We start from the raw sequence: 13,836 nt of genomic DNA on the forward strand, positions 1-13,836 counted from the left end.
CCTTACCCCTTTCGTCAACCATTTCTATTCCCTTTAAGCTTCGATTGTAACGAGGACATCCTCATCATTCACAAAATCGCCGACCTGCGCGTGAATCGTTGCCACTTTCCCTGCTGTTTCAGCTTCAACTGGAATTTCCATTTTCATTGATTCAAGAACCATAACAACTTGTCCTGCAGCTACTTCTTCCCCTTCTTTTACGTTTACTGTAAATACTGTACCTGCCATAGATGCTTTTAATTGTGTCATGATTTAATTTCCTCCTTTTGTTTTTTCAGCCATTGAGCTAAAACTGCAGTCGTATACTTACCTGAAGTGAATTCTTCTGAACGAAGAAACTCAGTGAATAACGGTATATTCGTTTTCAAACCTTCAATTTCTACGCCTTCTAAAAAACGTTGTGCCTTTTGAATCGCTTCTTCCCTTGTGGGAGCCCCAACAATCACTTTCGAAATTAACGGATCGTAAAACGGCGTAACCTTTCCTCCTTCGAGATATCCCGAATCAATACGGATACCCGTAGTGTCTCCCCACGCAAGCCTGTTGATCGTCCCAGGTGACGGCATAAATTTTACAGGATCTTCTGCATAAATACGAAACTCAATAGCATGCCCTGTAGCCGTTATTGTCGCTTGTTCTGTTACAGGCAGTTCGTTTCCTTTTGCGACTTCAATTTGCCATTCTACAAGATCATAGCCTGTCACTTCTTCTGTTACAGGGTGTTCGACTTGTAGCCTCGTGTTCATTTCGAGGAAATAGAAATCGTTGTTGCCATCAACAATAAACTCAACAGTTCCTGCATTTTTATACCCCACAGCTTTTGCCGCTTCAACCGCCGCTTGATAAAGCCTTTCCCGTGCCACTTCCGGTAAATGTGGTGAAGGAGATTCTTCAATCACTTTTTGGTTGCGTCGTTGTACGGAACAATTACGTTCGAATAGATGAACGATATTCCCTTGATGATCGCCAAATATTTGAACTTCGATATGCCGTGCATCATCGATAAACTTTTCCAGAAATACGACATCATCTCCAAAATACGCTTTTGCTCTTGTTTTCACAGATTCAAAGTGTTGACTGAGCGCTTGCTCATTTTCACAGCGAATCATACCGATTCCACCGCCACCCGCACTCGCTTTTAACATAACTGGATAACCGATTGCATTTGCGGCATAGATTGCATCCTCTAAAGATGCGATTCCTTCGTCGGTTCCTGGCACAACCGGCACCCCTGCTGCCTGCATCGTCGTTCGCGAGCCGATTTTGTCCCCCATCTTATCAATCGTGTCTGCATCAGGTCCGATGAATGCAATGCCTGCCGCTTGTATTTTACGGACAAAATCAGCATTCTCGGATAATAACCCGTATCCCGGATGAATTGCATCCGCCCCAGTCTGAACGGCTATATTAATAATGTCATCCGCCTTCAGATAAGATTGTTGCACTTGCGGTGGACCGATCAAGAACGATTCGTCCGCTTCTTTTACAAACGGCATATCCTGGTCTGCTTCTGAATAGACCGCAACTGTCTTAATTCCTAAACGTTTACATGTTTTTAGTATTCTGAGTGCGATTTCCCCACGATTCGCAATCAATATCTTATCCATAAATACTCCCCCAAACATTTGAATGTGAATTCCATCCCTCTCTAGTTTAAACGATAAATGAAACCGTTTTCAACCTTTGACTGAAAAAAAAGCTTTTTCCCATCATTTGAGTAATAGATTTCAAGTTTGATTTGCCGCGCAAATAACCGCTATCCATGCGCTTTCAGGCATGTACAACGGTCACTTGTTCATTTGTTGGATAAGAACTGATTAACCGCATAATGGTGAGCTTTACTTCCCCATAATACAGAGCATTGCCGCGATTCTTCAAGCATACGATCGCGAATGAAGTCAGCAGTCCATTTACGGATAGCGACCGTTTTATAAGCGCGATGGACAGATGGATGGTAGGCAGACATTTTTGCAAGGAATTGCTCGAGACCTTTTTTTGCATCGCCGTTATATATTTCAGTCGCCCAGCCTGCTTCAAGCATTTGCTCAGCCGAATGCATTCCAGCTTCTGATAATATACGGAGTACACGGTCATGCTTACCATCTTTCTCGAATAATAGTGTGGCGCCTCCCCAACCGGTTGTAATCGCCAGCGTCCCTTGGATGAATCCTGCTTTCGCATTCCCTGAAACAACACGGTAATCACAAGCAGTCGCAATTTCACAACCCCCCCCTACCGCAGTACCATTGACCAAAGCAATGACAGGCATCGGTAACGTTGCGACTCTGTATAATAATCCGGTCATTCTGCTCAACATCGGAAAAGCTTCATCGGCCGTTTGCAGCGAATGGAATTCAGCTAGATCACCGCCTGAACAAAACGCACGATCACCCATGCCCGTAATGACGGAAAATGCGATAGTTGAATCATTTTCGATGCGATCAAGAAATTCTTCCAATCCATCCATGACAGCATAATTCACAGCATTACGTTTGTCGGGCCGGTTGATTGTAAATGTTGCAACTTTGTTTTCGATAGTTATGATATAAGACATAATAATCCCTCCAAGTAGAAAGTCTATTTTCAGCCGTGAGTTCGCTACAAACATCATCTGATTTCTTTTGTCTATAAAAAGATATAGAAAAAAGGCTACCGAGAGCCATGGCCTCACGGTAGCCTGTTCATAGACAAATCTTGATTATTCGCCTACTACTTCTTTTCCTTTGTAATGACCGCATGACTTACAGATGCGGTGAGATAATTTGATATCGCCACAGTTTTCACAAGTAGTCATACCTGGCACTTGCAATTTATAATGCGTACGGCGTTTGTTTTTAACTGTTTTGGATGTTCTTCTTTTTGGTACAGCCATCTGGGCACCTCCTTACGATTGCTATTCGTCCTTGGATTCAAAAAACTTTGCTAAATCAGCAAGTCTTGGGTCCACTTTCGTTTCCAGTTCCTCACGGAGTCTGGCATTGTATTCCTCGTCAGTTGTATATGACCAGCCTTTTCCTTCAGCCTGTACCATTTCATCAGCGTTTTCACTATGGATTTGGAGTGGCACTTCGAGGAGGACGAGTTCCTCAAAGACGGGGGTCGGATCGATTACATCACCGATTACAGGGTGTATTTCATCATCCAATGCAAGCGTCGCTTCATCCCAGCTGAATTGTTCATCAGACTCGATTGAAAACGGAAGCTCCACATCTACCCACGTACGGGAGCAGGGCAATGTCATTGTACCTTCAAGCCGGAATCGGCACAGCATTTTCTTTGCGCCGATTGTACAACTTCCGGTCACACGGACAGGTTTAATATCCCGGATTTCCGGATTCCGCAATTTAACGGATTCAAGGTTTACCGCTTCGTCAAGCGGCATATCACCTTGCCTGTATTTCTGTAATTGAAGAATGGACCATTTCATGTCTATCACCTCAAGACAACAATGTTGATTATATAATGGGCGAAAAGGGATGTCAAGATATTTTCTTGTCACCTTGTATGCGGCATAGGATATAATCTAATTATATTATATCAAAGGAGTGACGGCTTTGGAAGCGACAGGAATCATCGTTGAATACAACCCATTCCACAACGGCCATCAACACCACGCTACTTCCGCCAAAAAGTTGACGGATGCAGATGTTATCATCGCTGTGATGAGCGGCAATTTCCTACAAAGAGGAGAACCTGCTTTTGTTGATAAATGGGCACGAACAAAAATGGCGTTAGCAAGCGGCGTCGATATCGTTATCGAGCTGCCTTACACCTTTGCAACGGCCCACGCTCCCTTGTTTGCCACCGGGGCGATACAATTATTGGATGCTATCCAGTGCAAAGCTTTCTGTTTTGGCAGTGAAGATGGAACAATTGAGCCGTTCACGAAAAGTATTCAAATCATCCAACAAGCGGGCGAATCCTATGACTTCGCCATTAAGGAAGCGGTCAGCAAAGGGCTTAGCTATCCGAAGGCATTAAACGAAGCGTATAAAGATGCATTAAACAGAACGACGGAACCTGACCTAGCTGCGGATTTATCCAAACCGAATAATATTCTTGGCTTTCACTATATGGATGCGTCAAATGCAATCCAGTCAGAAATGAAGGCATTTACAATACCACGCATAGTGGCTGATTATCATGATGAAGCCATTGTAGGAAATCAAATTGCAAGTGCAACAGGCATACGAAAATCTTTTTTCGAATCCGATACACTTGGCACTGTCGAAGGTTTCATTCCCGAAAAAACACGTGACGTACTTATTGAGTGGCGTAAGCAAAGACAAAACTTCGGTAGCTGGTCACACTTTTATCCCCTTCTACGTTTCACGATTTTACGTGAAGGGCCAGAACGATTAAGACTGATTGCGGATGTAAAAGAAGGTATTGAAAACTTGCTTGTCCGTGCTGCCGCAAACAACGATACTTTCGCTGGTTTCATGAGCGATGTAAAATCCAAGAGGTATACGTGGACACGAATCCAACGCATGCTTACTCATATATTCACAGGGTTCACATACGATATGCGTAGTAGTATCGGAGGAACTCCCGCTTACTTGCGGCTCCTCGGAATGACAGAAATAGGAAAGCTTTATTTGAATGAAAACAAAAAAAGGCTAAAACTGCCTTTACTAAGTAAGGCAGCCGCCTTTTCAAATCCGTCCTTACAGATGGATATTCACGCTTCTGACATGTATGCACTCGGCCTTGGATATGACACAAACTGTTCACAGATTGGAAACGATTATAAGATTCCACCGATAATCATGTGAATTTATTTCGGAGAAAGCGTTTTTAGATAATCTAGTGCATCATCCACTGTTTTCACTGGCACGATTTTCATTTTCGTGCCAATCTCTTTTGCCGTCTTAACGGCTTCTTCGTAATTTGTCATAATGCCAGGATTAGCCACTCTGACTTCGTCGGGCATTTCATCATCCGGCGCGAAAAAGATTTCTATATCTTGACGGTCTGCAGCAACTATTTTGAAATCGATTCCGCCAATACGACCGACTGTACCGTCTTCCAACATTTCACCCGTGCCCGCGATTTTATAGCCTTTCGTCATATCTTGCTCAAGTAACTGATCCATAATTTCCAATGTAAACATTAATCCAGCCGAGGGCCCGCCTATATTATCTATGTGAATGTCTACTTTAGGGTCTGTCTTCACAATGTGGTCTTCTTGAAATCGAACACCTAATCCTACACGCCCATCACTTTTCGGTATCTCTTTCAGTTCAATTGTGACATCCATTTTTTTCTCATTTCGTTCGATTGTCAATTGAGCTTTATCGGCTAACTTTTTCTCATCGATTCGTGTAAAGAACTGACCCGATTCCAAAAGAGCTTCACCGTCAATGGCCTGAATCTTATCCCCAACTTCCAAAATACCATCTGCAGCTCCACCTTTAAGTACATTCATAACGAAGACACCTTCGTATGTGATGTCAACAGGCAAACCTGCTTTCTTAAATGCTTGAGTAATCGCGTTAAACTGTGACCCCGACATAAGTCTTTTTTGACGCACATTATATTCCTTATCACTTTCTCCAGATCTTCTCACCTTTTCGACAGGCAGTACCTCTTGGTATTTTGAGAACTTCGAAGCCAGATAAGTAAACGGTGTCGCTTCCGCGATGGATACAGTCATCAAGCTAAACGAACCAGTATCATCTTCATCTCCATCCGCCACTTCGACTAATGGCGCTAATTCATACGCACCACCTGGTTTGGAAATATAAGTTTCCAGCGGGTAAATAAACAAAATAGCAATGATAACGAGTAGCAACCCAATTAAACCTAACTTTTTCTTACTCATAGTAATTCCCACCTCCGTTAATAGCCTGTACTGCTAATACATATAGATAAGTGTAGCATTCGAAAAAATGGCTGACAAAGGATTTTCTTCGTTTTTATTTCCCCTTTGCCTACATATGAAAGGAGCGAAGTGCATGATTCTCATGAATTGGGTGTGCACGACTTGATTATATGATAAATATCGCCGTTATTTGGGGACTCATCATTCTTTTCATCATGCAACCTGGTATTGCACATGACGGGGCAGAAGCAGGAGCAAAGTTGTTCGTCCACGCCCTACTGCCTTATTTACTCCCCTATATCATTTTGACCCAGTGGCTATTAAAACTGCCAAGTACAACAAAAGAAATACCGAAGTGGAGGCGGTTCTTAAAAGCATATATTCTAGGCTCTTTTGGCGGTTTTCCAGTTGGAGCTGTAACAGTATCGGAAATGGTAAAAAACGAGGAATTGTCAAGGAAACAAGGTAGTATACTTCTCGCTGCATGCCATGCTCCCGGACCAATGTTCGTCATCGGGTTTGTCGGTACGGAACTGTTCGGGGATGTCGGTTCAGGTTACAAATTACTAGCAGCAATTCATATCGTAAACGTCTTGTTCTTTTTGATAGCGCTACGATTCCTTCCAACCGATTCTGAAATCGCGAGCCCAATCTCCAAACCATTACAAAAGAAAAACGGGATGCCCTTTTTGGAAGCGATTAAAGAGAGCTCCACGGTCATCATTCTTGTCGCGACAACAGTCATCTTTTTTTCATCGCTCGGTATGGTGTTGACTTCGGTTCTCTCTAACGCATTTACGGTTGATCTAGGAATTGTAAAAACCATGGTCCTGTCCATATTTGAAATGACTTCGGGTGTCCAATCGGCGACTGATCATTTTTACGGGCAAGCATTTTTCCCGTTTCTTATCGCTGCTATTCTTTCGATGAACGGGTTAAGTATTCATATGCAAGTTGTCGTCATAGCAAAAACTGCGAACATTTCAATGGCGCCCTATGTATTCGGTCGTATTTGGAGTATTCTGCTCGTTCCACTCGTGTTTTATGCAATTTATTGAGCAATCGTACCTAAGCCTAAATCAATCGCGCCTCGGCGTGATTGCGTCCAGATTTTGAATTGAGCTTGCTCAATTAACTCCTTTCAAAATCTGTGACATCCGCCGGAGGCTTTAACTTGATTCAGCAGGCGTTTGAACCCCCACTGAATTGAATGCATATCTAGCATTCATCCCGCCACTTATGGTAGTGGGGGACTTCTGCTTAATTAAGTTAAACCAAAAATGGTTATGATGAAATCGATTTCATCATAACCATAGGTGAATCTATTACGCTTCAAACTTTTCTTTCAACGCCTTTTCAACTTGTTTTGGTACAAGTTCCGTTATTTCACCACCGTATTGTGCTACTTCTTTGACGATGCTTGAACTTAGAAATGAATACTGATTGTTTGTCATGATGAAAAACGTTTCGATACTTTCATCCAGCACCCGGTTCATCGATGTGATTTGCATCTCATATTCAAAATCGGAAACTGCCCGTAAACCGCGGACAATTACAGACGCATCTACCTTTTTCGCGTAATCAATCAACAATCCCGATGACGTTTCCACTTTCACATTCGGAAACATTTCCGTCACTTCTTCGATGAGTGCCTTCCGTTCTTCAACCGTGAACAAAGGCTTCTTTGTTGAGTTATGCATCACTACAACACGAACGTCAGAAAAAACACGTGCTGCACGTTTAATGATATCCAAGTGGCCGTTCGTTAACGGGTCAAAACTTCCCGGTACAACTGCAATTTTAGTCAATAGAGAAACCTCATTTCCTGTAAATGGATACTGCACTATTTCCGTAAATCGATGTCTTCACTTTTTGATACGTTCCATACGCGAGCGGCATCTCCAACTGTTTCTCGTGTTCACAAATGATAACGGCTCTATCCGAAAGAAGGTTATTCGCTGCAAAATCTTCTGCAAGATTATACAATTCAACTTTTGCATAAGGTGGATCCATGAAAAGTAAATCCGCTTGTCCTCCACGAGTTTGAAGTAGTTTCACTGCATTACGTGCATCAGTTCGATGTATATGTACTTGATCGACAAATCTACATTTCTCTGCGTTCTCCTTAATAATTGCACTTGCTTTTGCACTTTTCTCAAATATGTATGCGGCATCTACCCCTCTTGATAATGCTTCGAGAGATAAAGAACCACTACCGCCGAATAATTCTACAGCGATTCCCCCATCGAAATAAGGGCCGATGATATTGAAAACGGATTCCTTCACCTTATCGGATGTTGGTCTCGTTCCGATACCCGGTAAGGACTTTAGCGGTGTACCTTTTCTTGAGCCTGCGATTATTCTCACGTATCAGCCCCCCTTTTTAAATGATGTCTTCGATATGATTGTAATGGAATCGGCTGATTTTTCAATACTCAAGAGAAAAAAACGTATGAACGCATTTTCTTCAAAATAGTAATCCCCTTCCAACGCTTTAAAGGGAGTGGATGAAAGATCATACCGCTGTTCGTTATATACATAAAAAAGTTCCTTCATAGGAAATCTGAATTTCCGAACTTCGTTTTCGATATAGAGTGACTGTTTGTTTGAGGTAACCTTATAGCCCATTGAACTTAAAATCTCTCTGGCTGGATACCATTCTTTCCCATCTTTCAAGACGACCCCGATTTCAGGTTTCACTGAGGAGTCAACCTTTACTTTTCTTGGGTCTTCAATAAGAAATGGATGAAGTGGTTGTCGACTGCCTTCACCATTTCTGGCAAAAAATTCAGTTTTATATCCTGTAACTACTCCAATCATTTTGTCAAGTGTCTTTGCGTTAAGCTTGTTTCCTGATTGGACTACTAATTGTCTGCGAAGTTTTTCAAGTTCGTTTGTCGAAAGCGATTCTGTAAGCATCGAATATGCTTTTCGGGATCTTTTTGAACCTGTTGCCTTTTGAATCAGTATTGCAGCCGTCACTTCGGCAGTCAAGTCTTCTTTATTAGATATTGAAAAGCGTGAATGTATCGCATTCGATAAAAGTGAATCCGATAAATCGGCAATATCTGTATGATTGACAACGCTGAATCTTGTTGCTTCCAAAGCCGGCTTGTTAGCATCGATGACGACTGTCGAATGCTTAGCTTTTATCTCTTTAAGCGCCGCATCGGCTTCTTTCAACAAAGCTAACCCTTTTTCGGCGCTATAGACGGTTAATCTGTCCCCGTCATAAAGTATTGGCAAATCATCCTTTTGCCAGTATAAGTCCTTCACCTCTCCTGCACCGCGAAACAATGAATAATCGATGTGTTCCATTTTTTTGTGTCCCACTCGTTTTAATCCATTCACCCATAATCCGCCATTCTTGGTTTCATCCGTTAAGTGAAAAAGTGTCGACACCGCTGAAGCATCACGCAACGCAACAAATGATTCTTTGAAGAGCCTTGTCTTTAGCATTGGACGGTCCTTCGGTATTTCATAGGAAATGGATTGCTGATTATTTTCACCTTCGACAAATGCTGTTGCACTTTCATCCAATCGAGAGCATGATGGCGCCTCTTCTGTATAGCAAGAATGGCTGATACTCGTTGCCGGCCAAACAATTTCGTGCCGACCAGATGGCAATTCACTAAAATGATGGCGGATATACAGTGCGTCCTCTCGATTTATTACTTCAATTTCCTGCGTATAGGTTGCAACAGTATCCTTTTTGGCGACTACATTTCCTGCTTGATTATAATGCATGTAAAGAAGGAGACTATTGACGACAAGAAGGAGAATGATTGTCCTTACGGTGAATTTCAAGTATGACACCTCGCAACACGTTTTGATAAATGCACTGATGCTTTCAAAGTGGTATGATGATTCGAGAAAGGTTGGGATATAAAGTGTTACATCAACGATTTATAGAACTCGGTGAAGGTTATGGCGACGTTTACGAACTGATTGAACTCATCAATACGAATAAGGACCGCTTGCTACGAACGATAATTCTTTCTACTAGCACCCCTACCGGCGAAGCACTTTCCTTTGCCGCTGCATTCAAACCGGCAGGTGAAAGTAATTTCATGCCGATTTATATTTGTAGGGAAGGTATTCAACAAAAAGGCGAAGAAAAACCGAAACGCCGCTTACTATTCGAAGAAAAAGCCGAGCAAGCAGGTGTTACGCCTGTATATATCAAGACGAAACATTCTTCTGAATTTGCAGCGCCCATTCTATTTTATCAGTACATAATTGGAGTTTTACGTTTGAATAACCTATTACCGTCTTTATACTAATACTAAAGACCTGTTTTATAATCATATTCTTTTGCCTTATCAGGTTTTGCATTTTCATATTCCGTTTTAACGAAAGGCCGGTAGGAAGGTAACACTTTTTTAACAGAAGGCAACCGTTCTATTTTACTCATAACAGTCTCAACATCCTCCTGGTTGCAATAAAGGATGACATATTTCATTTTTCTTGATATATAATGAACGTGACCGTATTTACGAAATGACTTTGCTTGTTTTAAATGGTGTAGATAAACGATAATCCCTTGTCGATCGACCATGTATTTCCCCTCTTTTCCTACCACATACAATACCATAGGAATGAAATAAGCTGCAACCAAAGAAAAGCGAAAGCGCCTGGGTAGGGGCGACAGGCATAAGACAGCGCGGAAATGTGGCGCACTTTGCCACATAGCCGTGATGGGTTATGACCCGAGCCCCTAGGCGCTTGAGCTAGACAACAAAGAAAAGCGAAAGCGTCTGGTCAGGGGCGACAGGCATAATCCAACTTGAGTAACTTATACTTTCTTATCTTCTAACATAGCTGACAGCACCACTCTTTTATCCTATAATAAGGACAGCAAATGTAATTCATAAGGAGGGTCTTAGATGGGTAAAAAAACAAATATAGCCCTTACAGTTGGTGCAGCAAGCGTTGTTGCTTGGGCTGCTTCCAAGGCAGTCGTCAAATCGGTACCAAGAGAATACAAGAAAGCGCTTGATTTCGAGAAACCCGTTATACTTGCGCATCGTGGTGGTTCTTTAGAAGCTCCTGAAAACACCATGGCGGCTTTTGCAAAAGCTGCTGCACTTGGTGTCCATGGATTTGCCATCGATGTACGTTTGACGAAAGATGAACAGATTATCGTCTTTCATGATGAATACGCCGATAATACAACAGACATAACAGGAAAAATTGCGGATCTTACATGGAGCGAACTAGAGAAAGCGGATGCCGCTTATTCATTTACCGATAAAGAAGGTAAGCACTCGTACCGTGGCACAGGAGAAAAAATCCTGTTATTACAAGAGCTCCTTGCACAATTTCCACATATGCTCATTAACATTAACTTAAAAGATTCACCGGATACCTATGAAGGAAGTTTAATGTCTTCAAAGCTATGGAGACTTATTGAACAAATCGGTGCGGAAGAACGGGTCGTTGTAACAAGTACATATGATGAGCAGACAGATAGATTTAATTTGTATGCTCAAAATCGAATTGCAACGGGCGCAGGAAAAGAAGAAGTGAAAAAAGCTTTCGCGGCTTACACAAGTAAACTTGGACACCTTTATAATCCAAGTGTTGACTTGTTTTTGATACCAATAAAACTTGGTATTTTCCCACTCGGCGTCGAAGGTTTTATCAATTTCCTAGCCCAGTTGAATGTTCCTATCTACTTTAAAATTGAGGATGACACGGACACATTTATTAAATTACTAAATGCTGGTGCAGCTGGATTTGTAACAGATCAACCCACTTTAGCAATGGCTATTTTACAGGAAAATACAAATGAATAACTAAAAATGGGTAGCTCTTTCGTCTGATTTCCGACATAAGAGCTACCCATTTTAATAAGAAAAGCGAAAGCGCCTGATTAGGGGCGAGCAGGCATAAGACAGACCGGCGCTTGAGCTAGACAATAAAAAAAGTCTGTTGCACCGGAATAATTCCGATGCAACAGACAACAAGTACTCGGTTATGCTGAGCAAGAACAGCCGCCGCCCGTACCGCAGCCACTGCCACATGACGAACTAGAAAAGAACCCATCTCCAGCAGGTGCTTTAACTGAACCGGATACCGATTCCGCAATAATTAAACTGACTTCATCCAACACTTGTTGGAGGTCATTTTCAGCAATTCGTAATGCTGCGACCTGTTCATTCAGATCGAGCTCTCTCTTTTGAACTCGAATACTCTTCATTACTATATTGTAATCCGGATGATATCTACCGAATCGTTGTACTTCCTCATATCGTTCTTTCATATCTGTAAACTCTTTGATGGACTTTGCCAATTTAGCATCTGAGTATACAGCGTCCTGTGCTTTGCGATACGCCTCTACTACATCCGATGTAAGCAGCATTTCCGTAAGTTGGTCCGCTTGTTCGATGATATTGATCCATTCATCGGTCATCATCATAGATGCATCCCTCCAATCACTTCTTATCATAACAGATTGGACGATTTTCGTGCAGCTATTGTCCTTGTATTTCCTCACTATACAAATATGTTTTTTCAAGAAGTGCCTTTTCTGCCTCCAACAAGTCTGAAAAAGGAAAAAGCCCCTTCGCTGTATGTTGGGTCTTTTCATGTCCTTTCCCCGCTATAAGAACAATATCACCAGGCGCGGCACTGAAAACTGCTTTTCGAATTGCCGTTCTTCTATCTAGCTCCGCTTCTACAGCACTACATTCACCGCCGAAACCCTCCATAATATCCTCGATAATAGACTGTGGATCTTCGTTTCGCGGATTATCCGATGTAACTAAAACATTTGAAGAATAATAGACGGCAAGTTCACCCATCTCACTTCTCTTTCGTCTGTCTCGTTCCCCTCCACATCCGAATACAGTGATTAGCCTGCCATAGCACATTTCGGATAAGGCCTGCAATACGCCTTGAAGGGCATCAGGTGTATGCGCAAAGTCTATAAAAACCATTACGCCATCCCGTTCTAACTTTTGCATTCTACCTTCAGGAAGCTTTAAATCAGTGATATGCGGAAATAGTTCATCGGTTGAATAACCCAAAACGAGAAGAGCGCTTATTGCCGCCATAACATTCAATCGGTTAAAATCGCCTTGTACAGGTAATTGAAATTCACATTGTGGAAATGGAATCCCAGCGGCTGTTTGCAACCCAAAGAACACGCTGGGAACCGTTGCACCCTTTATAAGGCTAATACAATTTTCATCTTCCTCATTGACAACCATTACGTTCACCATTGACAACAATCTTTGCTTCGCCATAAGATAAGCTGTTTCCCCACCATGCTCTTCGTGATGATCAGTTCCAATGTTTAACAACAAACCGATATCCATTTCACAATGGTCTAATCGACAGGAGGAAAGGCCAAGGGAAGAAGCTTCAAGAACAACGTGGGTGACACTTTCCTCAACACACCTTTTTAATAAGGGATGCAAATACTCTGCTGGAAAAGTTGTCATTGAAGGAACATCTACATCCATTTCTTCACCATCGATAAATACACCTGTCGTTCCTACCACGGCCGACTTAACGCCGACACCACTCAATAATTGACCTATAAAATGTGTGACTGTCGTCTTTCCATTCGTTCCGGTAACCCCTATAATCGTTAACTCTTTGGAAGGATCACCAGCTAGACGTGCACTTGCATATGAAAGGAACTTTTTGCAATCTGGTACGATAATTACAGGAATATTTTTTGGTAGATTCGTTAGAGTAAACCTATCCACAATTATAGCAACTGCTCCTTTTTGAATCGCTTCATCAATATGCGCTATACCATCATATCGGGTCCCTTTTCTGGCTACAAAAATAAATCCTTTCTTCACCCGTACGGATTGTTCTGTAATTCCCGTGATATCAATCCGAAAATCCCCGCCGTGAACAGTACAAGGCCAATCTTTCAAAAGCTCCGGTAAAAGCAGAACCACCCTCTCCTTCCCGAACGTTTTCATTAAAAAGTGAATAGATTAAGAACGAACATACTTTATCTTATGAAGACAATGCAATGAACGACACGAAGA

The 13,836-nt window shown here is 42.1% G+C and carries 16 protein-coding genes; 4 read left to right on the plus strand and 12 right to left on the minus strand.

Going from position 1 to position 13,836, the window contains the following annotated elements:
• Nucleotides 1-33 precede the first annotated feature (33 nt).
• The 5 genes from FILTAD_RS12090 to FILTAD_RS12110 form a co-directional block, all read right to left on the minus strand.
• Nucleotides 34-249: a biotin/lipoyl-containing protein gene (locus FILTAD_RS12090; protein ID WP_124071012.1), complete on the minus strand. Its 216-nt coding sequence runs from the start codon at nt 247-249 to the stop codon at nt 34-36.
• Complete coding sequence (locus FILTAD_RS12095) at nt 246-1,607, minus strand: acetyl-CoA carboxylase biotin carboxylase subunit (RefSeq protein WP_124071013.1); 1,362 nt, start codon at nt 1,605-1,607, stop codon at nt 246-248. Before FILTAD_RS12095 ends, FILTAD_RS12090 begins: the two co-directional genes overlap by 4 nt.
• A gap of 188 nt (nt 1,608-1,795) precedes the next feature.
• Complete coding sequence (locus FILTAD_RS12100) at nt 1,796-2,554, minus strand: enoyl-CoA hydratase/isomerase family protein (protein ID WP_124071015.1); 759 nt, start codon at nt 2,552-2,554, stop codon at nt 1,796-1,798.
• A 144-nt stretch (nt 2,555-2,698) separates the two neighbouring features.
• Nucleotides 2,699-2,872 (minus strand): 50S ribosomal protein L32, encoded by a 174-nt coding sequence (gene rpmF, locus FILTAD_RS12105; RefSeq protein ID WP_124071017.1) that lies wholly within the window; start codon nt 2,870-2,872, stop codon nt 2,699-2,701.
• 21 nt (nt 2,873-2,893) lie between these two features.
• Nucleotides 2,894-3,427, minus strand: coding sequence for a YceD family protein (locus FILTAD_RS12110; protein ID WP_124071019.1), 534 nt, complete (start codon nt 3,425-3,427; stop codon nt 2,894-2,896).
• Between the two features lie 118 nt (nt 3,428-3,545).
• Between FILTAD_RS12110 and FILTAD_RS12115 the strand changes: the two genes are divergently transcribed.
• On the plus strand, nt 3,546-4,775 hold the full coding sequence (locus FILTAD_RS12115) for a nucleotidyltransferase (protein ID WP_345788903.1): 1,230 nt from the start codon (nt 3,546-3,548) through the stop codon (nt 4,773-4,775).
• Between the two features lie 2 nt (nt 4,776-4,777).
• On the opposite strand, the gene FILTAD_RS12120 is transcribed toward FILTAD_RS12115, so the two are convergent.
• On the minus strand, nt 4,778-5,824 hold the full coding sequence (locus tag FILTAD_RS12120; protein WP_124071023.1) for a SepM family pheromone-processing serine protease: 1,047 nt from the start codon (nt 5,822-5,824) through the stop codon (nt 4,778-4,780).
• Nucleotides 5,825-5,994: 170 nt separating this feature from the next.
• Here FILTAD_RS12120 and FILTAD_RS12125 point away from each other — a divergent pair, with 170 nt between their 5' ends.
• Nucleotides 5,995-6,882 carry a hypothetical protein gene (locus FILTAD_RS12125; protein WP_124071025.1) on the plus strand — a complete coding sequence of 296 codons (888 nt, stop codon included), beginning with the start codon at nt 5,995-5,997 and terminating at the stop codon, nt 6,880-6,882.
• A gap of 267 nt (nt 6,883-7,149) precedes the next feature.
• Here the strand turns inward: FILTAD_RS12125 and coaD are convergent, their stop codons facing one another.
• Genes coaD through FILTAD_RS12140 form a run of 3 tightly spaced genes read right to left on the minus strand, consistent with a single transcriptional unit; the run spans nt 7,150 to nt 9,631 of the window.
• A complete protein-coding gene (gene coaD, locus FILTAD_RS12130; protein WP_124071027.1) occupies nt 7,150-7,632 on the minus strand; it encodes a pantetheine-phosphate adenylyltransferase in 483 nt (160 codons plus the stop codon).
• Between the two features lie 10 nt (nt 7,633-7,642).
• Complete coding sequence (gene rsmD, locus FILTAD_RS12135; protein ID WP_124071028.1) at nt 7,643-8,191, minus strand: 16S rRNA (guanine(966)-N(2))-methyltransferase RsmD; 549 nt, start codon at nt 8,189-8,191, stop codon at nt 7,643-7,645.
• Between the two features lie 3 nt (nt 8,192-8,194).
• Complete coding sequence (locus tag FILTAD_RS12140; protein ID WP_124071030.1) at nt 8,195-9,631, minus strand: hypothetical protein; 1,437 nt, start codon at nt 9,629-9,631, stop codon at nt 8,195-8,197.
• Nucleotides 9,632-9,714: 83 nt separating this feature from the next.
• Between FILTAD_RS12140 and FILTAD_RS12145 the strand changes: the two genes are divergently transcribed.
• Nucleotides 9,715-10,107, plus strand: a complete 393-nt coding sequence (locus FILTAD_RS12145) for a DUF7147 family protein (RefSeq protein WP_238988232.1) — start codon at nt 9,715-9,717, stop codon at nt 10,105-10,107.
• A gap of 2 nt (nt 10,108-10,109) precedes the next feature.
• Here the strand turns inward: FILTAD_RS12145 and FILTAD_RS12150 are convergent, their stop codons facing one another.
• The gene (locus FILTAD_RS12150; protein ID WP_124071032.1) at nt 10,110-10,382 is read right to left on the minus strand and encodes a YlbG family protein; all 273 of its coding nucleotides are present in this window, start codon (nt 10,380-10,382) and stop codon (nt 10,110-10,112) included.
• Nucleotides 10,383-10,710: 328 nt separating this feature from the next.
• Here FILTAD_RS12150 and FILTAD_RS12155 point away from each other — a divergent pair, with 328 nt between their 5' ends.
• Entirely contained in the window at nt 10,711-11,622 is a 912-nt protein-coding gene (locus FILTAD_RS12155) for a glycerophosphodiester phosphodiesterase family protein (protein WP_124071034.1), read from the plus strand.
• A 179-nt stretch (nt 11,623-11,801) separates the two neighbouring features.
• On the opposite strand, the gene FILTAD_RS12160 is transcribed toward FILTAD_RS12155, so the two are convergent.
• Both FILTAD_RS12160 and FILTAD_RS12165 read right to left on the minus strand, forming a co-directional pair.
• Nucleotides 11,802-12,245 (minus strand): YlbF/YmcA family competence regulator, encoded by a 444-nt coding sequence (locus FILTAD_RS12160; protein WP_124071036.1) that lies wholly within the window; start codon nt 12,243-12,245, stop codon nt 11,802-11,804.
• Between the two features lie 55 nt (nt 12,246-12,300).
• Entirely contained in the window at nt 12,301-13,743 is a 1,443-nt protein-coding gene (locus FILTAD_RS12165; protein ID WP_160117609.1) for a UDP-N-acetylmuramoyl-L-alanyl-D-glutamate--2,6-diaminopimelate ligase, read from the minus strand.
• Between the last annotated feature and the right edge of the window lie 93 nt (nt 13,744-13,836).

Origin of the sequence: Filibacter tadaridae (assembly GCF_900609045.1) — a bacterium.
In the GTDB taxonomy this organism is placed as follows: Bacteria; Bacillota; Bacilli; order Bacillales_A; family Planococcaceae; genus Sporosarcina; species Sporosarcina tadaridae.

What these genes read in the sequence shown, in the direction of transcription:
- FILTAD_RS12090 (WP_124071012.1), bottom strand. Translation starts at nt 249, where the DNA reads ATGACACAATTAAAAGCATCTATGGCAGGTACAGTATTTACAGTAAAC.
- FILTAD_RS12095 (WP_124071013.1), bottom strand. Translation starts at nt 1,607, where the DNA reads ATGGATAAGATATTGATTGCGAATCGTGGGGAAATCGCACTCAGAATA.
- FILTAD_RS12100 (WP_124071015.1), bottom strand. Translation starts at nt 2,554, where the DNA reads ATGTCTTATATCATAACTATCGAAAACAAAGTTGCAACATTTACAATC.
- rpmF (WP_124071017.1), bottom strand. Translation starts at nt 2,872, where the DNA reads ATGGCTGTACCAAAAAGAAGAACATCCAAAACAGTTAAAAACAAACGC.
- FILTAD_RS12110 (WP_124071019.1), bottom strand. Translation starts at nt 3,427, where the DNA reads ATGAAATGGTCCATTCTTCAATTACAGAAATACAGGCAAGGTGATATG.
- FILTAD_RS12120 (WP_124071023.1), bottom strand. Translation starts at nt 5,824, where the DNA reads ATGAGTAAGAAAAAGTTAGGTTTAATTGGGTTGCTACTCGTTATCATT.
- FILTAD_RS12125 (WP_124071025.1), top strand. Translation starts at nt 5,995, where the DNA reads ATGATAAATATCGCCGTTATTTGGGGACTCATCATTCTTTTCATCATG.
- FILTAD_RS12150 (WP_124071032.1), bottom strand. Translation starts at nt 10,382, where the DNA reads ATGGTCGATCGACAAGGGATTATCGTTTATCTACACCATTTAAAACAA.
- FILTAD_RS12155 (WP_124071034.1), top strand. Translation starts at nt 10,711, where the DNA reads ATGGGTAAAAAAACAAATATAGCCCTTACAGTTGGTGCAGCAAGCGTT.
- FILTAD_RS12160 (WP_124071036.1), bottom strand. Translation starts at nt 12,245, where the DNA reads ATGATGATGACCGATGAATGGATCAATATCATCGAACAAGCGGACCAA.